This window comes from Streptomyces olivaceus (genome assembly GCF_000721235.1).
Classification (GTDB): Bacteria; Actinomycetota; Actinomycetes; order Streptomycetales; family Streptomycetaceae; genus Streptomyces; species Streptomyces olivaceus.
The window spans coordinates 243716-264696 of the sequence record NZ_JOFH01000014.1; the positions used below are offsets into that span (position 1 = coordinate 243716).

Sequence of the window (20981 nt, forward strand, 5' to 3'; positions counted from 1 at the left end):
TGAGAACTGGGGCGACATTCGGGGGACGGCGTCCAGCCGCTCCCGAGGCGGGCCCCGATCCGGTCGGAATCCGGTGCCGTCGGACATGGCTGCGGTCCTGTCGATGCAGAATCTCGCCGGAAACGTCGCGACGACAGAAGCCGTCACGGTACAGCGCGCGTCTGGAAGCGACCGCAGAAGTCGTCGACACGACGACTCGCACCTCGCCTACGGTTCCTCATCGAGTAGTGCCGCGTCTTCCTCGAGGCGAGGGGAACGCAGGAGAGACAGCTCGGACTCGGACCTGGCGTACGGCTCCGACCACGGAACTCCCCCACCCGCCAATGCCCCGTTCCGCGGCTCGGTGGGCGGAGTGAGTTTCGCGAGTGAGAGCAATGGTGCCGCGATGCGCGAGGTATTCGATTTCGTAGCCGCTGCGGCTCCTCATTTCGGGCAGGAACTCGCCGCTGCCGGATCGATTACGGTGCAGTTCGGGCGTACGCAGGGTGGAACTCCGGGCGAGTGGCGGGCCAACAGCCGTTCCATCACTTTGGATCCTCGCAGGGCGAGTATGGCTCATCTTGCCGGGACCGCCGTGTTCGAGATTCTCAATGCCGCGTCGGCACGTCGCGTGGCCGCCCTGGAGGGCGAGGCACGCAGCGGCAGGCTGGCCGTCCAGGCCGAGCAGGCGCAATGGCCGGCCGATCAGTACTTCGCGATGGAGGTGGAACGCATCGAGTGGGAGAACGGTGTGAGGCACCGAGAGATCGTGACCAGTGCGGGAGGAGCGGGGTCGGGTGCCGACCTCTTCTCCGCCGAGGGAGATTTCAACGCCTACTACGAGCGACAGGTGCGTTCCGGCCACACCCACAGTTACGAGTTCCGCTACAACTTGCTGCGGGAAGAGGCGGCCTCCGAGGAACGCCGCCGGCAGGCGGAAGAAGGCGGTTCGTCACGGGGCAACCGCGGGCACGGTTCCTCATCGGACAGCTCCCGTCGGCGTCATCGGTCCCGCCGGTAGCAGACTGACCGAGCCTGCGTGTCGGCGCGGTGGTTCTGGCGCTCGGCGACGAGCCGGTGGACCCCGCGCGGACCACGAACCCCGCGCAACGCCCCGGGCCGGTACGCTGTACCCGCTCCGTCCCTGGGGGACGGTACCCAGGTGGGTTGCCCGAGCGGCCTAAGGGAACGGTCTTGAAAACCGTCGTGGCGCAAGTCACCGTGGGTTCAAATCCCACACCCACCGCACTGATTGACGGCCCCTGACCAGGAGTTATGGTCGGGGGCCGTTGGTGTGGGGCGGGTGGGGTTCGTGGTCGTGGGGCAGGGGCGGCAGTCGAGGGTGTGTAGGGGGTGTCAGGGGTGGTGGCCTGTCAGGCGGGCTGCTGAGGCGATGGTGGTGCGGGCCTCCTGGGGGGTCAGGCCGGTGGTTTGGGCGGCCTCCAGGAGGGGGTTCAGGAGGGCCGGGCCGAGGCCGTTCTCGTAGGCGCGGCAGGCGGCCCAGAAGAGGCGGGTGTTGCGCTGGCCCTCGTGGGCGGCGAGGACGAACCGGACCAGGCCGCGGCCGTGCGCGTCCGGTGTGTCGGGGACGGGGCGGTGGTGGGTGCGGAGCGGGGGGAGAAGGAGGCGAAGGAGGGTGGGTGGGCAGGGGGCGGGTGCGAGGTGGGCGGTGCCGGGGGCCGTGGTGTAGATGCCGTGGCGGGTGCGGGAACCGGGGCCCACCAGGTAGCCGCCGGCGCCCCGGATGTCGATCCCGGGGGCGAGGCGGCCGGCGGAGTTGGGGACGACGGCGTCGGGCGGGCCGGTGAGCCAGAGGTGGCGGCCTCCGCCGGGAGTGAGGACGACGACCGTGGGCGGGATCGTGAAGAGGTGGCGCAGGGCCAGTTCGCGCAGGGCGGCCGGGGAGTCCGTGTCCGACTTGGTGTCCAGGTCGACGCCGATGAGGTGGTGCGGGGGCAGCCCGCAGGCGATGCCGTAACCCGTGGCCCAGGGAGCGGCGGCGAACAGGGCGCGGATGCGGGAGGGGTCGGTGGAGGCGTCGTGGACGCCGTGGCCGAAGAGGCCGCACTCGCCGTGGCAGAAGGGCGGGGTGGGGTCGTCGCGGTGCGGGGAGCGCAGGGCCGGGAGCTTCGTACGGGACAGCGGGATGACGGCCAGTCCGCGTTCCGCGGCTGACAGGGCGTGTGCGAGGGCCAGCGTCGTGGCCTGCCGGTCGGGGGTGGCCATGCGGTTAGTTTCGTACGCGTGTTCGAAAAAGGGAAGGGGGAGTGGGGCGACGCGCCGTGTGAGTCGGGGAGTTGCGGAAAGTGACGGAACGCTTCGCCTCTTGTGGGGCTTGGGGTGTAGGTGTCTGTGCTGTGCCGGGATGCGCGTGAAGGGGAGCAAAGGGGTTTATCGACTTGTCCTCACGCTTGAGGGCGAATCAGGGCTTCCGGGGTGGTTCGACGGGGATGCGGTGGGCAACTCTGATCTCGCGACGTCGTGCAAAGCGTCGAGGCGGTCGGCCAACTGCCTTGGCGGGAGTCCTGGTTCACGAATTTCTCGCGTTGTCGGCTCTAGCCGGTGCGCGCATGTTCTGGAGGAGAAACATGGCAAGCATCCGTACCGCCCGTGTCGTCGCCGCTCTCGTCGCCCTGCCCCTCGCCGCCGCCCTCATGGGCGGGGTGGCGACGGCGGACAACGGTGCCGCCGCGGACGACGGATCGAGCGCGACCGCCGCCAGTGCGAACGCCGGCATCCTCGGCAGCGGTGTCGGCGACGACAACAACGGCAACTCGTCCACCACGCAGCAGCAGGCGGTCGGCTCGGGGGCCACGAACCAGAGCAACACCGCGCAGGTCGACGGCTCCGCGTTCACGTCGATCAACCAGGGCAACGAAAACGTGTCCGTCAACTTCACCCCGCTCTGGTGGTGAGCTGAGGGGGTGGCGCGGTCGCGCTGCCGGGCCGCCCCCTCTGTTGCTTTGCGGGTGTGCTTCTTGGGGTCGTAGTGCGTCCGGGCGGCGGTGCTTCGGTATCGCCGCCCCGGCGTTTTCCATGCGGGCGGGGGCGGGGGTCGGGAGCTGGTGGCCGGGCCCAGGGAGGTTCGGGTGCGGGGTCTGGGGAGTCCGGGGGTAGTTCCCGTGGTGTGGGTGCGGGTGCGGAGGGGGTAGCCGGACCCGGGGTGGGGCTCAGGGGGTGACCCGTAGTACCCCTCCTCTCCTCGTCCACCCAGAGGAGGTGGGGGTGGCGTCACCCCTACAACCTGAGGCGGACTCTCCTTCGGGACCTGCGGCCGATCCGCCGGGCACGCTCCCGCTCATAGCGTTGAGCCATGACCACACCCGTCTGCACCAGCGCTTCGAACGCCGCCACCGCCCTGGCATCGGCCTCGGCCGCGGCGGGGACGCAGACCTTCCCGTACCCGTCGTTCTCGTCGTACGTGAAGGCCCGCCAGCCGGTGCTGCTGCGCACCGCCCGGTCGCTCACCGCGAACCCGAGCGACGCGGAGGACCTGCTGCAGACCGCACTCACCAAGACCTACGTGGCCTGGGAACGGATCGAGGACCACCGCGCCCTGGACGGCTATGTGCGCCGCGCGCTGCTGAACACCCGGACGTCGCAGTGGCGCAAGCGCAAGGTCGACGAGTTCGCCTGCGACGAGCTGCCCGAGCCGGAGCCCGTGGCCGCCGGTGACGACCCCGCCGAGCGGCAGGCCCTGCACGATGCCATGTGGCGGGCGATCACGAAGCTGCCCGCCCGGCAGCGCGCGATGGTCGTTCTCAGGTACTACGAGGACCTCAGTGAGGCCCAGACGGCCGAAGTGCTCGGAGTTTCCGTGGGCACGGTGAAGTCGGCGGTCTCGCGGGCGCTCGGCAAGCTCCGCGAGGACCCTGAGCTGGGAATTGTCCGGTGATGCGGGGATCTGTGTACCTGGGGTGGGCTTGCCTGGTCGGCCCCGCCCGCTGATCGATCACCCGGGAGTAGTGACATACCGCGTGGTATGTGCGCAGAATCGGCGCAACCCTTACCGCCGCGTAGGCAATGTCGCCCCGGGAGGACACCGTGCTGAGCACGATGCAGGACGTACCGCTGCTGATATCCAGGATCCTGACCCACGGGTCGACCGTCCACGGCAGCTCGCAGGTGACCACCTGGACCGGTGAGGACGAACCGCACCGCCGCTCCTTCGCCGAGATCGGCACCCGCGCCGCCCAGCTGGCGCACGCCCTGCGCGAGGACCTCGGGGTCCGGGGCGACGAACGGGTGGCGACGCTCGCCTGGAACAACGCCGAGCACGTCGAGGCCTACTTCGCGATCCCCTCCATGGGCGCGATCCTGCACACCCTCAACCTCCGTCTCCCGCCCGAGCAGCTGGCCTGGATCGTCAACCACGCCGCCGACCGGGTCGTGATCGCGAACGGTTCGCTGCTGCCGCTGCTCGCTCCGCTGCTGCCGCACCTCAAGACGGTCGAGCACGTCGTCGTCACCGGGCCCGGCGACCGCTCCGTGCTGGACGGGACCGACGCCCGGGTGCACGAGTACGAGGATCTGATCGCCGGGAAGCCGACCACGTATGACTGGCCCGAGCTGGACGAGCGGGCCGCCGCCGCCATGTGCTACACCTCCGGCACCACCGGCGACCCCAAGGGCGTCGTCTACAGCCACCGCTCCATCTACCTGCACTCCATGCAGGTCAACATGGCCCAGTCGATGGGGCTGACCGACGAGGACACCTCGCTGGTCGTGGTCCCGCAGTTCCACGTCAACGCGTGGGGGCTGCCGCACGCCACCTTCATGACCGGCGTCAACATGCTGATGCCGGACCGCTTCCTGCAGCCCGCGCCCCTCGCCGCGATGATCGAGGGCGAGCGGCCGACGCACGCCGCCGCGGTCCCCACCATCTGGCAGGGCCTGCTCGCGGAGCTGACGGCCACGCCCCGCGACGTCTCCTCCCTCACCCAGGTCACGATCGGCGGCTCCGCCTGTCCCCCGTCGCTGATGGAGGCGTTCGACGCGCTCGGCATGCGGGTCTGCCACGCCTGGGGCATGACGGAGACCTCCCCGCTCGGCACGGTCGCCCGGCCGCCGGCCCACGCGATCGGCACGGAGCAGGAGTTCGGGTACCGCCTCACGCAGGGCCGTTTCCCGGCCGGTGTCGAGGCCCGCCTCACCGGTCCCGGCGGCGAGCGCCTGCCCTGGGACGGCGAGTCCGCCGGTGAGCTGGAGGTGCGCGGCAACTGGATCGCCGGCGCCTACTACAACGGCCCGGGCGCCGAGCCGCTGCGCCCCGCCGACAAGTTCAGCGAGGACGGCTGGCTGAAGACCGGCGACGTCGGCACCATCTCCGCCGACGGCTTCCTCACCCTCACGGACCGCGCCAAGGACGTCATCAAGTCCGGCGGCGAGTGGATCTCCTCGGTGGACCTGGAGAACGCGCTGATGGCGCACCCGGACGTCGCCGAGGCGGCCGTGGTCGCCGTTCCCGACGACAAGTGGGGCGAGCGGCCGCTGGCCACCGTCGTCCTCAGGGAGGGCGCGAGCGTCGGCTTCGAGGAGCTGCGCACCTTCCTCGCCGAGGGCGGCCGGATCGCCAAGTGGCAGCTCCCGGAGCGCTGGACGGTGATCGCGTCGGTGCCGAAGACCAGCGTCGGCAAGTTCGACAAGAAGGTGCTGCGCAGGCAGTACGCCGACGGCGGGCTGGACGTCACCCGGCTCTGACCGGCGCCGGCGCCCTCCGGCGGAGACGGACGACCGCCGGAGGGCGCGGGCGCACGACCGCAGCCCTGCCGCGCCCGGTTTGCGACCGCAGCCTCGCCGCGCCCGGCGCGCGACCGCAGCCTCAGCCCGCCCCGCGCGCGACCGCAGCCTCAGCCCGTCCGGCGTACGGCTGTCGCCGTCCAGCCCAGGAGCAGCCACGCCCCCGCCACCGCGCACACGCCGCCCCAGCCCCAGTGGGCGTACGCGGGCCCCGCGAGGGCCGAGGCCAGCGCGCCGCCCGCGAAGCCGGAGACGACGTAGGCGGTGTTGGCGGTGGCCGGCGCCGGTGTGGTGGTCAGGGCGAGGGTCTGGTTGGCGATGTGCGAGGCGACCAGGGCGGCGTGCACCAGCACCGCCGCCGCGCACAGCGCCGCCATCGCCTGCCCGCCCCACCAGAACAGGGGCACCGACACCGCGGCGAGCAGGTACGCGGACCGTACGACCCGGGCGGCGCCGAACCGGTCCACCAGCCCGCCCGCGACGGGCGCGACCACGGTCGCCGCCAGCCCGAACAGGCCGAACAGCCCGGCCGCGGCGGTGGTCATGCCGTATCCGTCGGCGTCGGCGAGGAGCAGCGCGAGCGACGTCCACAGGGCGCTCCAGGCGCCGTACATCCCCGCCTGGCGCACGCAGGCGCGCCACAGGTCGGGCGAGCGGCGCATCACGCCCGGTATCGCGAGGAGCCCCGCGAACAGCGGTCCCTGCCGCTGCCGCCGTTCCACCGGCAGGATGTACGCGGTCGCCAGCCCCAGTACGGCTGTCAGGACGGCGGCGCCCACGAACACCGCGCGCCAGCCGAAGGCCTGCCCGGCGAGCCCGCCGAGCACCCGGGCCGCGACGACGCCGGTGAACAGGCCCGCGATGACGGCCGCGACATGCCGGGCCCGGCGGTCGGCGGGAGCGCGTGCGGCGACCAGCGGGACGAGGAGCTGCGGTACGACGGTGGCGGCCGAGGCGACCAGGACGGCGACCGCGAGCGCGCCGGTCCCGGCGGACGCGGCGGCGGCGAGCAGGGCCGCCGTGGCGACCAGCGCGAGGACGGCGACCAGGCGGCGCCGGTTCACGCTGTCCCCGAGCGGGGCGAAGAAGAGCAGGCCGGACGCGTATCCCAGCTGCGCGACCGAGGCGAGCCAGGCGACCGCCGACGGGGTGGAGCCCATGTCGCGGGCGATGAGGGGGAGCAGGGGCGCCGCGAGGTAGATGTTGGCGGCCGTCACGGCGGTGCAGAGGGCGATCAGGGGGAGAAAGAGCCGGGCGGCGGCGCCGGGCGGCCCGTCGCCGGACCCGGCGTGCCGGGTCGACGGTCGTACGGGGCCGGGGCGGGGGCCGGTGCCGGTCCGCGCGGAGGCGGACGCCGACGCGGACGCGGAGGCGGGCGGGGACGATGGCATGGGCGGAGCGACTCCTTCGAGCGTGCGCCAACTAACAACTAACTGGTTGGTTGGAAGTAACCGCAGGAGTCTGGCCCGCATTCCCGACCCTGTCAACCAAATGGTTGGTTGCCTGTCCGGCCCCGCTACCCTTGCCCCATGGCAGCAAGGGACCCCGAGGCCACCAAGGCCCGGATCTTCGAGGCGGCGGTGGTGGAGTTCGCCCGCCACGGCATCGCGGGCGCGCGCATCGACCGCATCGCGGCCGAGGCCAAGGCCAACAAGCAGCTCATCTACGCCTACTACGGCAACAAGAACGAGCTGTTCGCGTCCGTCCTCGAGAAGAAGATGCTCGACCTCGCGATCTCGGTGCCCGTCGACCCGGACGACATCGAGGGCTGGATCGACGGCCTGCTCGACTACCACGCGGCCCATCCCGAGCTGCTGCGCCTCCTCTTCTGGGAGGGCATGGAGTACGGCACCGCCGAACTCCCCCACGAGGCCGAGCGCCAGGCCCACTACGCCCGCAAGGTCGCCGCCGTACGGGACGGCCAGGAGCGCGGCGTGGTCAGCGCCGCCATCCCCGCGCCCGACCTGCTCTTCCTGCTGGTCGCGATGGCCAACTGGGCGGTCGTCGTACCGCAGATGAAGCGCATCCTGGTCGGCGGCGGGGACACGGACGCCGACCGGCTGCGCGACTCGATCAAACGGGCCGCGCGCAGGATCGTCGAGGAGTAGGGCCGCGGCGGTCGGCCCGCACCGATCCGGTCAGTCCGTTCGCTCCGCGTTCCGATCCGGTCAGTTCGTTCCGATCCGCGAGAGCAGTTCGACGATCCGGGCCTGCACCTCACCGCTGGTCGAACGCTCCGCCAGGAACAGCACCGTCTCGCCCGAGGCCAGCCGCGGCAGGTCGGCCTGGTCGACGGCGGCGGTGTAGACGACGAGCGGGGTGCGGTTGAGCTGCCCGTTCGCGCGCAGCCAGCCGACGATCCCGGCGGAACCGTCCTGGCGCCGCTGCACCTGCATCAGGTCCATCACGACCAGGTTGGGCCGGAACTGCCCCGCCAGCGTCACCGCGTCGGCGTCGCTCGCCGCCCGCGCGACCTGCATCCCGCGCCGCTCCAGGGTCGCGGTCAGCGCCAGGGCGATCTCCGCGTGCTCCTCGATCAGCAGCACGCGGGGCGGGTGCTGCTCGGTGTCCCGGGGCGCGAGCGCCTTCAGCAGTACGGCGGGGTCGGCACCGTAGGCGGCGTCCCGCGAGGCCTGTCCGAGTCCCGCCGTGACCAGGACCGGTACCTCGGCCGCGACCGCCGCCTGCCGCAGCGACTGGAGCGCCGTGCGCGTGATCGGACCGGTCAGCGGATCGACGAACAGCGCGGCGGGGAACGCGGCGATCTGCGCGTCGACCTCCTCGCGCGAGTGCACGATCACCGGGCGGTAGCCGCGGTCGCTGAGCGCCTGCTGCGTGGACACGTCCGGCGCGGGCCAGACCAGCAGCCGCCGCGGGTTGTCCAACGGCTCGGGCGGCAGCTCGTCGTCCATCGGCTGCGGACGCGGCGGGTCCGCCACCTCCACGGCACCGCCGGGGCCGTCCAGCGGTTCGGGACCCTCGGCGGCGTTCTTGTCCGGCGCGCCTATGGCGTACGACCGTCCGGCGCCCTCGGTGACCGGCGCGAGCCGCGGCTGGCCCCCGCCCAGGGACGGCTGGTCCTGCCCTTGCGCTTGCCCTTGCCCCTGCGGCTGGGACTGCGGCTGTGCCTGTCCGGGCCCCTGCCTCTTCGGCGGCGCGGCGGTGGGCGGCTGCTCGGCCGGCGGATGCGGGCGGGCCGACTGGTCCGGGCGGGCGGCGGCGGGGTCGGGCGGCGTGCCCAGCTTGCGGCGCCGGCCCGAGGCACCCGGCTGGTGCGGGGCCGGTGTGGCCGACGGCTGCTGCACCTGGACCGCCTGCCGGTTGAACGGCACACCCTGGCCCAGGGTCCGCACGCTGATCGCGCGCCCCTGGGTGGAGTTCGGGTCGACGGGCGCGGCCGCCTCGGCGGGCAGGGGCTGCGCCGCGCGCGGGGCGGGCGCGGGGGCGTTCTCGGGCGGCAGCGGAGTGCCCCGGCTCGGCGTGGTGGCGGGGATGCCCTGCCGGGGCGCCGGGGTGCCGGGTGCGGCGGGCGGCGCCGCGGAGGTCCCGGTGGCCGTCCCGGGGACATCGGCTGCGGCGGGCCAGGGCTGCGGGGCGGGTCCACCGGCGGCCGGGGCAGCCGGGGCAGCCGGGGCGGAGGGCGCGGCCTCGGGGTGCTGCGCGGTCGCGGAGGGGCCCTCGGCGTGGGCGGCGGGCGCGTCCGCGAGGGGCACGCCCTGACCGGCGGTGTGCTGCGCGGGCACGGGGGCGCCTTGTGCGGGCGGGGCCACTGCCGCAGGCGGCGCGCCCGGCACCGGGCCGCTCTCCGACGGGCCGGCCTGCGCGGGTGCCGTCTCCTCACCGGCGCGGGCGGCACCGGCGCGGCGGCGGCGTCCCGTGGGGGCCTCGGCCGGGTGCGGCTGCGGCGGCGTGTGGTCCTCGTCCTGGGCGTGCGGTACGGCGTCGTGCCGGCCCTCGTCGAGGAGGGCGTCACCGGAAGCGGCCGGGCCGGGCACCTGGACCCGGGCCTCCTGGCCCGGCGCCGTTCCCGGGGGCGCGGCGACCGGCGCCCCGTAGGTACCGCCCTCCGACCGGTCCGCGTCGGCGGGCGGCAGGGCGAAGACCTGACGCGGAGCCGCCTCCTGCGCGGCGGCGCGCTCGTTCGCGGAGGCCAGAGCACGGCGTCGGCGCCCGGTCGGCCGTTCCGCGTCGGCCGGGTCCGCCTCGCCGGCCTGCGCGGGCAGCGCCGGCGGGAGCGCCTGCTGCTCACCGCCGTCCCGCCCGGCCCGCTGCCCGGCGGGCGCGGGTACACCCTGAGGCGGTACGGTCCCGCCCAGTCCGGTGTTGGAGGCCGCGGCCCCGCCGCCGTGTTCGCCGGCCATGACGACGGCACCCTCGGAGACGTCGCCCTGCGCTCCGTGCGGGAGGTGGGGCGCCTGGGGGGCCTGGAGAGGCTGGGGCGCCTGCGGAACCTGGGGCGCCTGAGCGCCACCCGCGGCCGCACCTTCCGCCGACCGCCCGCGCCGACGCCCGGTGCCGCCGGCCCCGGCCCCTTCACCCGGCCCCGCCTGCGCGGGCACCGGCAACGGGGCGGACACGGGCCCGGGCTGTCCCGGCCCGGGCTGCCCCGGCGCGGGTAGCTCCTGCCGTACCGCCCCTGCCGCCTGCGCCTGCGCCTGTACCTGCCCTTCTGCTGTTCCTTCTGCCTGATCCTGCTCGTGGCCCTGGCCCTGGCCCTGGCCCTGGCCCTGTTCCTGGGCCGCGCGTCGCCTGCGGCGCCCCGTCGGCGCGGCGGGGTTCCCGCCCTCGGGTACGGCGGCGCCCGGTCCCTCCGTGCCCGCGACCTCGCTCTCCAGGAACGCGTCGACCGACGCCCGCCGCGCCCGCCGCCGCCCTCCCCCGGGGGCCGGCTCACGGACGGCCACGGCGTTGTCCGCGCCGGGAACGCCGGGCGCACCCGAGGGGGCGGCCGCCGGGGACTGGTCCTGCACCGCGGGGACGGCCGGGACGCCCGGGACGGCAGCCGGGTTCGGAGCCTGGGCCGCGACGGCCCCCGCCCCGCCCCCGATGGGCACCTCCAGCACGTACGCGCTGCCGCTCATGCCCGGCACTTCGTGGGTCTGCAGCACGCCGCCGTGCGCCCGCACGATCCCGCGCACGATCGGCTCGTGCACCGGGTCTCCCCCGGTGTACGGCCCGCGCACCTCGATGCGGACGACCTCGCCGCGCTGCGCCGCCGCGACCACGACGGTGTTGTCCAGGTAGCCGCCCGTCGCCGACACGGGCGAGTTGCCGGTGGCGTCGACCCCCGCGACGTCCGCGACGAGATGCGCGAGCGCGGTGGCCAGCAGCCGGGCGTCCACCTCGGCCTCGATGGGCGGCGCGTGCACGGCGAACTGCACCCGGCCGGGCCCGATCAGCTCCACGGCGCCGTCGACACCGGCCGCGACGACGGCGTCGAGCATGACCTTCGTACGGGCGACGTGCTCGTTGCCGACGTCGAGGCGCTGGTAGCCGAGGACGTTGTCGATGAGGGTGGTGATGCGGGCGTAGCCGGCCGAGAGGTGGTGCAGCACCTGGTTGGCCTCGGGCCACAGCTGACCGGCGTCGTCCGACGCCAGGGCGGCCAGTTCCTGGCGCAGCTCGTCCAGGGGCCCCCGCAGGGAGCCGCCGAGGAGGGTGAGCAGCTGTTCGTGCCGGGCGGCGATGGCCTCGTAGCGGTCGTTCTCCCGCTCGCCGAGGGCGGCGTAGCGGTCGGCGCCCGCGGCCAGTTCCTCCGCGTGCTGTTCCCGCAGCTCCTCCAGCTCACGCACGTGCTGCTGGCGCAGGGCGGTCAGTTCGGAGGCGTGTTCCTCGGTGAGCCGCTCCAGCTCCCCGGCGTGCCGCTCCTCGGCCTCCTCGTGCTCCTTGACCAGCGCGTCGTAGGGGCGCCGGTCGGTGAAGGTCATCACGGCGCCGACGAGTTGGTCGCCGTCGCGCACCGGCGCGGTCGTCAGGTCGACGGGCAGTTGGTCGCCGCTCTTGGCGAACACCACCTGGCCGCGCACCCGGTGCTTGCGTCCGGAACGCAGGGTGTCGGCGAGCGGGGACTCGTCGTACGGGAAGGGGGAGCCGTCGCCGCGCGAGTGCAGGACGAGGGTGTGCAGCTCCCGGCCGCCCAGTTCACCGGCCCGGTAGCCCAGGATCTGGGCGGCGGCCGGGTTGACGAGGACGATCCGCCCGTCGGTGTCGGTGCCCACGACGCCCTCGGACGCGGCCCGCAGGATCATCTCGGTCTGCCGCTGCGAACGGGCCAGCTCGGCCTCGGTGTCCACGGTGCCGGAGAGGTCGCGGACGACGAGCATCAGCAGTTCGTCGCCGGTGTAGCCGTAGTTGTCGTAGGCCTGCTGGCCGGTCTCCAGGTTGGCGCTGGTGACCTCGACGGGGAACTCGGAGCCGTCGGTGCGCCGGGCGACCATGCGTGTGGGCTTGGTCCGGGCCCGCGGGTCGACGTGTTCGGGTCGCCGCATGGAGCCGGGGATGAGCCGCGAGTCGAACTGCGGCAGCAGATCCAGCAGTCCGCGCCCGACGAGCGCGGTGCCCGGGGTCTCGAAGGCCTCCAGGGCGATGGTGTTCGCGTTGACGACGGTGCCGTTCGCGTTGACCAGCACCAACGCGTCGGGCAGGGCGTCCAGTATGGCTGCGAGGCGAGCAGTGCCTCGGGATGGCCTGCTGCTCACGAGACGCTTCCCTCCTGTTACCGCACTTGCCGACCGCCTGGGCCATCTTGCCAACCGGGCCCCCAGGGTGTCACGCGAGGGAGTCTAAGGGTTGGGGCCCGGCGGACGGCGTGGGATGCGACGGAGGTCGCACGAGGAAGTGACGTAGAACGTGTGACCGGTAGCCGTCGGCCGCGCCCCCTCCCGCGGCCGTGCGCACCCCTGCGGCTACGACCGCCCCGGCGCCGCCCCCAGGTCGGGCAGCAGCGGCACCATGCGGTCCCAGCGGGAGATCTCGCAGCCGTTCCGGCGGTCGTACGTCACGTCGACGGGCCGGCCGGCCCAGGTCCCGGTGACGTGTGCGGTGGCCGGGCCGCCGTACTGCATGGTGCAGGCGCTGCCTTCTGGTACGGGCGCGAAGGTGTCGCCGCCCCACCGGGTGCCGCGGTCGAGGAGGCCGCAGGCGCCCTCCGGATCGGGGTGGTCGCCGCCGCCGGGGTGGCAGTACAGCTCGTAGGTCCCGTCCGCCTCCGTGCCGGCGTCCTGGACGGTGACCGTGAGGCGGTCGGCGGCGACGCGGCCGGGTCGGTGGTCGGAACCCGGACCGGAAGGGCCTGGCCCCGCGGTCGCGGCCGCCGCGGCGTTCGCGGCGCAGAGGGAGACGAGCGTGGCGACGGACAGGGCGGCGGCGCCGAGGAGGCGGGCGGCGGGAGCGCGGGAGACCTGGAACATGAACTGACCAACGCGCCGGCGCACCGGAGGTTGCGCGGCCTGGCGTAGGAACCAGGCGTGGGAACCAGGTGCGGAGACCGGGCGCGGGCGGGCCACAAGGGCTTTGCCCTGCGGCCCGCCCGCCTAGTACCGTGGGAGCCGATTGGTGACAGCGCGCTCAACTGTGTCATCATCGGCACGCGCCACTCGCGCTCGCACGCGAGAGTTCACGAGAGTGGTGATGTTGTCTGGAGGCGTCGCCTAGTCCGGTCTATGGCGCCGCACTGCTAATGCGGTTTGGGTCTTAAAGCCCATCGAGGGTTCAAATCCCTCCGCCTCCGCACCGATCACCGAAGCCCCGGCCACACGGCCGGGGCTTCGGTGTTGTGGGGGCGTTTGCGCAGGTCGCAAGGGGTGCGGCCAATGGATTTCACATGGCGGCGGCAGTCATGTAATGTTCTTCCTGTCGCCGCGAGCGGGCCGAAAGCCCCGGGAGCGGCGGGAAAAATGAAGAAGTAACACGCACTCGTAGCTTAACGGATAGAGCATCTGACTACGGATCAGAAGGTTGCAGGTTCGAATCCTGCCGAGTGCACATTGTCTCGAAGGCCCCGCCGGTTCTCCCGGCGGGGCCTTCGGCGTGCGTGGGGTCCTCTCGCAGGTTGAGGCGTTGCCGTTGTGGCATTTGGTGACGAAATGACGCCGTCCAACACGAAGTGGCACGGGTCGCCCTTGCGCGAGCGTGTCACTTAGTGACACTGTCATTAAGTGACAGTGGTGCTCGGCGGTCGCTCCCCGGACGGCCGTGCGGCACCGGACCGCCCATCGAAAGGCCCGACATGGCACTGCCCGACCTCATCCCCGTCGAGGACTTCTTCGCCCCGCCCGCCCGGGCGGCCGTCAGCCTCTCCCCGGACGGGACGCAGATCGCGTACCTGGCGCCCTGGGAGGGCCGGCAGAACGTCTGGGTCGAGAGCGTCGACACTCCCGAGGACGTCCGGTGCGTCACCCGCGACCCCCAGGGAGTGCACCGCTACCACTGGACGAGCGATCCGCGGTGGCTGCTCTACACCCGCGACCAGGACGGCGACGAGCACTGGCACCTCTACCGCGTCGACCAGCACGCCCCGCACGCCGGCGCCGTCGACCTCACGCCGGGCGCCCGGACCCGGGTGATGGGCGTCGACCTGCCGCACGGGCGGCCGGGCAAGGCGATCGTCCAGGTCAACCTGCGGGACCCGGACGTGTACGACCTGATGGAGCTGGACGTCGCCACCGGCGAACTCGTCACCGTCGTGACCGGGTCCGGCGGCCCCGGGTGGCTGTACGGACCGGACGGCGAGGTCTTCCGGATCGCCACGACCGCCGGCGGAGACCTGGAGCTGTCGCGCCGGGACACGGCGGCGGGCGGGGAGCGGTCCGTCGCCGTGTTCGACGGTGCGGACTACCCCCTGGGCGTCTACCCGATGGACATGACGCCGGACGGCACGGGCGTGTGGGTGGGCTCGAACCGGGACACGGACCGGACCCGCCTGGTGCGGATCGACCTGCACACCGGCGAGGAGACCGAGGTCGACTCCCACCCCGTCCACGACCTCGACACCCGGGCGCTGGTCTTCCCCCGGCTGCCCTCACCGCTCATCCGCCGCCGGCGCACCGGCGAACTGATCGGCGCCCGCTACCTGGGCGAACGACAGGTGATCCACGCCCTGGACCCGCACTTCGCCGAGGTGCTCGCGAACCTGGAGAAGCTCCACGACGGCGACATCGGCGCACTCGACTCCGACCTCGGTGAGCGGTACTGGGTCGTCACCTTCACCCACGACCGGGAACCGGTCACGTACCTCTACGACCACGACACCGGCGAGAGCCGCCCGCTCTTCCGGGGCAGGCCCAGCCTCGACCGCGCGGAGCTGGCCGAGATGCGCCCGGTGACCGTCACCGCCCGCGACGGGCTGCCGCTGCCGTCGTACCTGACCCTGCCGAACGGCGTCGCGCCCGAGCGGCTGCCCCTGCTGCTGTTCGTGCACGGCGGGCCCTGGAGCCGGGACAGCTGGAGCTTCAACCCCGTCGCCCAGCTGTTCGCCAACCGCGGCTACGCGGTGCTCCAGGTCAACTTCCGGGGGTCCGCCGGCTACGGCAAGGCCTTCACCAAGGCCGCCATCGGGCAGTTCGCAGGCAAGATGCACGACGACCTCGTCGACGGGGTGCGGTGGGCCGTCGGGCAGGGGTACGCGGACCCGGACCGGGTGGCGATCCTGGGTGGCTCCTACGGTGGATACGCGGCCCTCGTCGGGGTCACCTTCACCCCGGACGTGTTCGCCGCGGCGGTCGACATCGTCGGGGTCTCCTCCCTCGCCGCCTTCATGGAGAGCCAGCCCGAGTTCCTGAAACCCGACCTGGCGTACAACTGGCACCTCTACGTGGGCGACCCGGCGGATCCGGAGCAGCGGGCCGACATGCTCGCCCGCTCCCCGATCAGCCGGGTGGACCGGGTGCGCACGCCGCTGATGGTGGTCCAGGGGGCCCAGGACGCCCGCGTGCCGCAGGCCGAGTCCGACCGGTTCGTCGAGGCGCTGCGCGAACGGGGGACGCCCGTCGAGTACCTCCTCGTCGAGGACGAGGGGCACGCCTTCGACAACCCGGCCAACGCGACCGACCTCTACCGCGCCGCTGAACGCTTCCTCGCCGAGCACCTGGGCGTGCCGGCACGGGGTTGAGCGCCGCGGGTTCCGCCGGCAGCCTGCGGACCGGCTGCCGGGGCGGGCCCGCCCAACGCCCGGGACCGCCCAACGCCCGGTCCCGCAACGCTCAGTTCCGCAGCGCTCAGGCCCGCGACGCTCAGTCCCGGTCCGGTGTGCCGCCGTCCGGCCGGGCCGGGTCCGGGGCCACCGGGTCGCCCACGGCGCCACCGGTGGCCCGGCGGACGGCGTCCGCGATGAAGAGCAAGTTCGGGTCGCCGAGCGTCTGCGGGTCGGCGCCGTCCAGGAGGCCGGAGCCGACGTACTCGTTGACGACCCGCAGGGCCGCCGAGGTCGCCGCCGCGTGCAGCCGGACATCGAGGTCGTCGGGCTTGAGCCCGAGGCGGTTCGCGAGGATACCGGTCAGTTCCTGCTCGACCTGGTCGCACGCCATCAGCCAGGCCGTACGCAGGGCCGGCTCCGTCTCGCCCAGCCTGATCATCTTGATGCCCAGCCCCACGTCGGCCTGTTCCTGCGGACCGATCTCGCGGTTGAACCGGTGCGCCTCCTCGGCCAGGTGGTCCTCCAGGGACCGGTGCGGCTGCCAACTGCGCAGGCTGGCGAGCTCCCACTCCACGCTCTCCATCACGATCGGCTCCGCGCAGCTCTCCTTGCTGCGGAAGTGCCGCCAGATGGTGCGCGTCGACAGCCCCACCGCCGCCGCGATCTGGTCACCGCTGGTGGCGTCCAGACCCTGCGCCCAGAACAGCCGGGCCGCCTCGCGCGAGATCTCCAGGCGCACACGGTGGCGCCGCTGCTCGCTCATCCCGCCACGGCTGCGCTCGGTCGATGCCACGTCGGCCACCTTCTGCCCCTTTGCTCGCCTTGATCGCGTTTGCTCACGTGCTGCCCGCGTTCGCCCACGGGTGGGTCATGCATGCGCTCTGACCCTCACTCTGTGCCATATTGGCATTAAGTGACGCGGTGTGCCAGCGTGAGCGGCAGACCCCCTCCACTCCGCCCCGGGAACGGAGCGGGGCGGGCCCGGATCCCCGGCAATTCCGCGCCGACGTGATCGCCCTGCGCGACTGTGTCTAGGGTGTGGCCATGTTGCGAGGACCCGTCTACATATCCGACCGGTACATATCCGACCGGCCGAGCCTCGACGGAGGCCGCCGGTGAACAAGCCGCTGAGGGCCGTGGCGATCTTCTGCGGGCTGCTGGTGCTCGGCCTGCTGATCCGGGCGAACTACCTGCAGTACGTGCGGGCCCCGGAGCTGGCCTCCGACACCGACAACAGGCGGGTGCAGATCGAGCAGTTCGCCACCCCGCGCGGTGACATCGTCGTCGGCGGCCGTGCCGTCACCGGCTCCGCCGAGACCGAGAGCACCGACCTCAAGTACAAGCGCACCTACGCCGACGGGCCCATGTACGCGCCGGTGACGGGCTACGCGTCGCAGGCCCAGGGCATGACGCTGCTGGAGAAGACCTACGACTCGATCCTGACCGGGAAGGACGACCGGCTGGCCTTCCAGCGGTTCGCCGACGTCGTCAGCGGTGAGGGCCGGCGGGCCGGTTCGGTGGTCACCACCATCGACCCCAAGGCGCAGAAGGCCGCCTGGAAGGGGCTGACCGACCTGAAGGGCGCCCGGGGAGCCGTGGTTGCGCTCGACCCGGCCACCGGCAAGGTGCTCTCCCTGGTCTCGGCGCCGTCCTACGATCCGTCCCAGTTCGCGGGCGGCACCTTCAAGGAGTCCGACCGCTTCGTCGCACTGGGCAAGGAGAAGAGCAAGCCGCTGGCCAACCGCGCGCTGCGCGAGACCTACCCGCCGGGCTCCACCTTCAAGATCCTCACCGCGGCCGCCGCCCTGGAGCACGAGGTCGTCACCGACGTCGACGCCCGCACGGACGCCGTCTCCCCCTATCCGCTGCCGCAGTCCACCAACAAGATCGGCAGTGAGGCGGGCGACGGGGTGTGCAGCAAGGCCTCGATGAAGACCGCCATGCAGTACTCCTGCAACAACGTCTTCCTCGACGCCGCCTCCAAGCTGGGCCAGGACAAGATGCGCGAGACGGCCGAGAAGTTCGGCTTCAACGAGGACGTCTACTCCGAGGACTTCGGCGACCTGCTCGCCAGCAAGAGCCTCTACCCCGAAGACCTCGACAAGCCGGGCACCGCGCTCACCGGCATGGGCCAGGGCAGCCTCACCAGTACGCCGATGCAGATGGCCATGGTCACCGCCGCGCTGGCCAACGACGGCAAGCTGATGCAGCCGTACATCGTCGACGAGGTCAAGGGACCGGACCTCGGCACGCTGGAGAAGACGGAGCCCGCGGTGATGAGCGAGGCCGTCTCCGCCGAGACCGCGCAGAAGGTCCAGGAGATGATGGAGTTCACCGCCAAGGAGGGCAGCGCCCGCAAGGCCCAGATCGACGGCATCACGGTCGGCGGCAAGACCGGTACCGCGCAGCGCGGCGTCGACGTGAACGACGAGGTGCCGTACGGCTGGTTCGTCTCCTACGGCAAGAAGCAGGACGGGGGATCCGTCGCCGTGGCCGTCTTCATCGACCCGACCGACATGGACATCTCCCGTTCGGACATCTCCGGTGGCGGACTCGGCGCGCCCATCGCCAAGAGCGTGATGGAGGCCGTGCTGAAGCAGTGACGCGGCAGGCCGCGGGCGCCGGGCCGCGGGCGGTTTCGCATCCCGGGCGGTATCGGATCCCGGGCGGCACCGGGTCCCGGGCGGCGGCACCGCTTCTCCGGTGCCGCCGCCCGCGCACCGGGCCGCCGCGAGTCAGGGGCGCGTCGCGTCGTACGCCTCGCGGGCCCGCTCGACGGCAGCCATCCGCCGCTCCGTCCAGCGGGCGAGGCCCCGGACCTGTTCGGCGGCCTCGTGGCCGAGGACGGTGAGGGAGTAGTCCACGCGGGGCGGGATCACGGGCTTGGCGTCCCGGTGCACCAGCCCGTCCCGCTCCAGGGTCCGCAGGGTCTGGGCGAGCATCTTCTCGCTGACCACGCCGATCTCCCGGCGCAGCTCGCTGAAGCGGTGGGCGCGGTCCAGCAAGGCGATCAGGACCAGGGTGCCCCAGCGGCTGGTGACGTGCTCCATGAGCAGCCGCTCGGGGCACATCGCGTCTATTCCTGCCATGTTCACACGGTACTTCCCTGCGGTACGCACGGGCGGGCGCCGGCCATCCGTCGGTGCCCGCCCGGCCGTTGTCCCGGCGGCGATGTCAGTGGCGCCGTCTACGCTCGGCGGAGATGGGACAGGCGTGGAAGTGCTCGGGGCTGCGGTGGGCGGCGGACGGTCCCGTGCTGACGTGGGTCGGGGGACGGCGCAGTGCGCTGGTCCGGGGGAAGCGGGTGGCCTTCGGGGTCGCGGAGGGGGGCGTGCGGACATGCGTGGGAGCACGGGGGCACCCGTGTCCGGTGCGGGCAGGGGTGTCGGGGCGGAGCACGGGGGCGCGGTGCGAGGAGTGCGCGCGGCTGGACCGGGCGCACTCCGTGGCCGCCGACACGATCGCCGACGACCCGCAGCCGTACCGGGTGTACCTGGCGTGGTTCGGCCCAGGTCTCGTCAAGGTCGGGATCACGGCGTACGCGCGAGGCTCCGCCCGCCTCCTCGAACAGGGCGCCGTCTGCTTCAGCTGGCTGGGCCACGGGCCCCTGATGGCCGCGCGGCGCACCGAGGAGCTGCTGCGGGCCGCGCTGCGGGTGCCGGACCGGATCCCGTACGCCCACAAGCGGGCGGTGCGGGCCGGGTTGCCGGGGTCGCCCGGGGAGCGGGCGGCGGAGATCACGGAGCTGCACGCGCGGGCGGTGGCGCTCGGCGGCTGGCCGGAGTCGCTGACGCCGGAGCCGTTCCGGGGCGTCGACCACGCGGCCGTCTTCGGTATCGAGGGGGCGGAGCGCGGGCCGGCCGCCGTGGGGGAGGTGGCCGAGCTGGTGGCGGGCGGGTCGATCGGGGGCGAGCTGGTGGCGGCCGCCGGGCCGGACCTGCACCTGGCGACGGAGCGCGGGGTCGCGGTGCTCGACACCCGGCTGATGACGGGGTGGGAGCTGCTGTCCGCCGAGGGCGAGCCGTGCGCCGTTCCGGTGCGGGAGTTCAAGCGGGTGGCGGGGGTCCAGGACGGGCTGTTCTGACCCGGTCGGGGCCCCTCGTCATCCCGGCCTCTGCCCTTCCCGTAGTCATCCCGGTCCTTCTCCTTCTCGTCCCCCTGCCCTTGTCCGTCCGGCGGGCGGGAGCGATCGTGACCCCATGAGTGATCACGAGGACGAGGCCGGGCAGGTCCGGCGGTTCTGGCAGGAGCTCGGGCTGCCCGGGCTGGTCGACGTGCACACGCACTTCATGCCCGAGCGCGTGCTGCGCAAGGTGTGGGCCTACTTCGACGCCCTGGGCCCGCTGACCGGCGGGGTCGAGTGGCCGATCACCTACCGGCAGCAGGAGGACGAGCGGGCGGCGCTGCTGCGGGAGTTCGGGGTGGGGGCCTTCACGGCCATGCTGTACCCGCACAAGGCCGGTATGGCCGAGTGGCTGAACGACTGGGCGGTGGACTTCGCCCGCCGGACGCCCGACTGCCTGCACACCTCCACCCTCTTCCCGGAGCCGGGCGTCGAGACGTACGTCCGCCGGGCCGTCGAGTCGGGGGCACGGGTCTTCAAGGCGCACGTACAGGTGGGGGCGTACGACCCGGCCGACCCACTTCTCGACCCGGCGTGGGGCGTGCTCGCCGAGGCGGGGGTCCCGGTCGTCGTCCACTGCGGATCGGGCCCGGCGCCCGGCAAGCACACCGGGCCGGAGCCGGTGGCCCGGGTGCTGGCCAGGCATCCCCGGCTGCGCCTTGTGGTGGCCCACCTCGGGATGCCCGAGTACGAGGACTTCCTGGACCTCGCCGAGCGGTACGACGAGGTGCGGCTGGATACGACGATGGCGTTCACCGACTTCAGTGAGCGGCTCGCGCCGTTCCCGCGCCGGGCGCTGCCGCGCCTCGCGGATCTCGGCGACCGCGTCCTGCTCGGCTCCGACTACCCCAACATCCCCTACCCGTACCTGGAGCAGCTGCGCGCGCTGGAGCGGCTGGAGCTGGGCGACGCCTGGCTGCGCGCGGTCTGCCACGACAACGCGGCCCGGCTGTTCGGACTGCCGGTTCGCTGACGCGCGGGCCTGCCCCTCCCGGGCTCGCCCCGAGA

Annotated in this window: 15 protein-coding genes and 3 tRNA genes; 12 read left to right on the forward strand and 6 right to left on the reverse strand. The window is 73.1% G+C overall.

Features of this window, described 5'->3' with window-relative positions; all coding sequences use genetic code 11:
- The first annotated feature begins 385 nt into the window (after positions 1-385).
- Together IG94_RS0117040 and IG94_RS0117045 are read left to right on the forward strand one after the other, a co-directional pair.
- Positions 386-1000 (forward strand): hypothetical protein, encoded by a 615-nt coding sequence (locus IG94_RS0117040; protein ID WP_123937903.1) that lies wholly within the window; start codon positions 386-388, stop codon positions 998-1000.
- Positions 1001-1140: 140 nt separating this feature from the next.
- Positions 1141-1225 (forward strand) — tRNA-Ser (locus IG94_RS0117045).
- Positions 1226-1335: 110 nt separating this feature from the next.
- Here the strand turns inward: IG94_RS0117045 and IG94_RS0117050 are convergent.
- Positions 1336-2205, reverse strand: coding sequence for a bifunctional DNA primase/polymerase (locus IG94_RS0117050; protein ID WP_031036807.1), 870 nt, complete (start codon positions 2203-2205; stop codon positions 1336-1338).
- Between the two features lie 362 nt (positions 2206-2567).
- On the opposite strand from IG94_RS0117050, the gene IG94_RS0117055 reads away from it, so the two are divergent.
- From IG94_RS0117055 to IG94_RS0117065, 3 genes are all read left to right on the forward strand, one after another.
- Complete coding sequence (locus tag IG94_RS0117055; RefSeq protein ID WP_031036810.1) at positions 2568-2894, forward strand: hypothetical protein; 327 nt, start codon at positions 2568-2570, stop codon at positions 2892-2894.
- 398 nt (positions 2895-3292) lie between these two features.
- Positions 3293-3874, forward strand: a complete 582-nt coding sequence (locus IG94_RS0117060; protein ID WP_031036814.1) for a SigE family RNA polymerase sigma factor — start codon at positions 3293-3295, stop codon at positions 3872-3874.
- 128 nt (positions 3875-4002) lie between these two features.
- Positions 4003-5679 carry a long-chain fatty acid--CoA ligase gene (locus IG94_RS0117065; protein WP_031036819.1) on the forward strand — a complete coding sequence of 559 codons (1677 nt, stop codon included), beginning with the start codon at positions 4003-4005 and terminating at the stop codon, positions 5677-5679.
- A 149-nt stretch (positions 5680-5828) separates the two neighbouring features.
- Here the strand turns inward: IG94_RS0117065 and IG94_RS0117070 are convergent, their stop codons facing one another.
- On the reverse strand, positions 5829-7109 hold the full coding sequence (locus IG94_RS0117070) for an MFS transporter (RefSeq protein ID WP_031036821.1): 1281 nt from the start codon (positions 7107-7109) through the stop codon (positions 5829-5831).
- Positions 7110-7247: 138 nt separating this feature from the next.
- Here IG94_RS0117070 and IG94_RS0117075 point away from each other — a divergent pair, with 138 nt between their 5' ends.
- Positions 7248-7826: a TetR/AcrR family transcriptional regulator gene (locus IG94_RS0117075; RefSeq protein WP_031036824.1), complete on the forward strand. Its 579-nt coding sequence runs from the start codon at positions 7248-7250 to the stop codon at positions 7824-7826.
- Between the two features lie 60 nt (positions 7827-7886).
- Here the strand turns inward: IG94_RS0117075 and IG94_RS0117080 are convergent, their stop codons facing one another.
- Both IG94_RS0117080 and IG94_RS0117085 read right to left on the reverse strand, forming a co-directional pair.
- On the reverse strand, positions 7887-12416 hold the full coding sequence (locus IG94_RS0117080; protein ID WP_078892325.1) for a hybrid sensor histidine kinase/response regulator: 4530 nt from the start codon (positions 12414-12416) through the stop codon (positions 7887-7889).
- 207 nt (positions 12417-12623) lie between these two features.
- A complete protein-coding gene (locus tag IG94_RS0117085) occupies positions 12624-13127 on the reverse strand; it encodes an SSI family serine proteinase inhibitor (RefSeq protein WP_031036830.1) in 504 nt (167 codons plus the stop codon).
- Between the two features lie 229 nt (positions 13128-13356).
- Here IG94_RS0117085 and IG94_RS0117090 point away from each other — a divergent pair.
- The 3 genes from IG94_RS0117090 to IG94_RS0117100 all read left to right on the forward strand — a co-directional run bounded on the left by IG94_RS0117090 (position 13357) and on the right by IG94_RS0117100 (position 15826).
- Positions 13357-13447 (forward strand) — tRNA-Ser (locus IG94_RS0117090).
- A gap of 181 nt (positions 13448-13628) precedes the next feature.
- A tRNA-Arg gene (locus IG94_RS0117095) sits at positions 13629-13701 on the forward strand.
- A gap of 244 nt (positions 13702-13945) precedes the next feature.
- Positions 13946-15826, forward strand: a complete 1881-nt coding sequence (locus IG94_RS0117100; RefSeq protein ID WP_031036833.1) for a S9 family peptidase — start codon at positions 13946-13948, stop codon at positions 15824-15826.
- Between the two features lie 121 nt (positions 15827-15947).
- Here the strand turns inward: IG94_RS0117100 and IG94_RS0117105 are convergent, their stop codons facing one another.
- Positions 15948-16643, reverse strand: a complete 696-nt coding sequence (locus IG94_RS0117105; protein WP_224220118.1) for a TetR/AcrR family transcriptional regulator — start codon at positions 16641-16643, stop codon at positions 15948-15950.
- Between the two features lie 322 nt (positions 16644-16965).
- Between IG94_RS0117105 and IG94_RS0117110 the strand changes: the two genes are divergently transcribed.
- Positions 16966-18453 (forward strand): peptidoglycan D,D-transpeptidase FtsI family protein, encoded by a 1488-nt coding sequence (locus IG94_RS0117110; protein ID WP_031036839.1) that lies wholly within the window; start codon positions 16966-16968, stop codon positions 18451-18453.
- Between the two features lie 132 nt (positions 18454-18585).
- Here the strand turns inward: IG94_RS0117110 and IG94_RS0117115 are convergent, their stop codons facing one another.
- A complete protein-coding gene (locus tag IG94_RS0117115; protein ID WP_224220119.1) occupies positions 18586-18939 on the reverse strand; it encodes a winged helix-turn-helix transcriptional regulator in 354 nt (117 codons plus the stop codon).
- Positions 18940-19052: 113 nt separating this feature from the next.
- Between IG94_RS0117115 and IG94_RS0117120 the strand changes: the two genes are divergently transcribed.
- Positions 19053-19934, forward strand: coding sequence for a DUF2797 domain-containing protein (locus tag IG94_RS0117120; RefSeq protein ID WP_078892326.1), 882 nt, complete (start codon positions 19053-19055; stop codon positions 19932-19934).
- 115 nt (positions 19935-20049) lie between these two features.
- Entirely contained in the window at positions 20050-20946 is an 897-nt protein-coding gene (locus IG94_RS39680; RefSeq protein ID WP_031036848.1) for an amidohydrolase family protein, read from the forward strand.
- Positions 20947-20981: the final 35 nt, after the last annotated feature.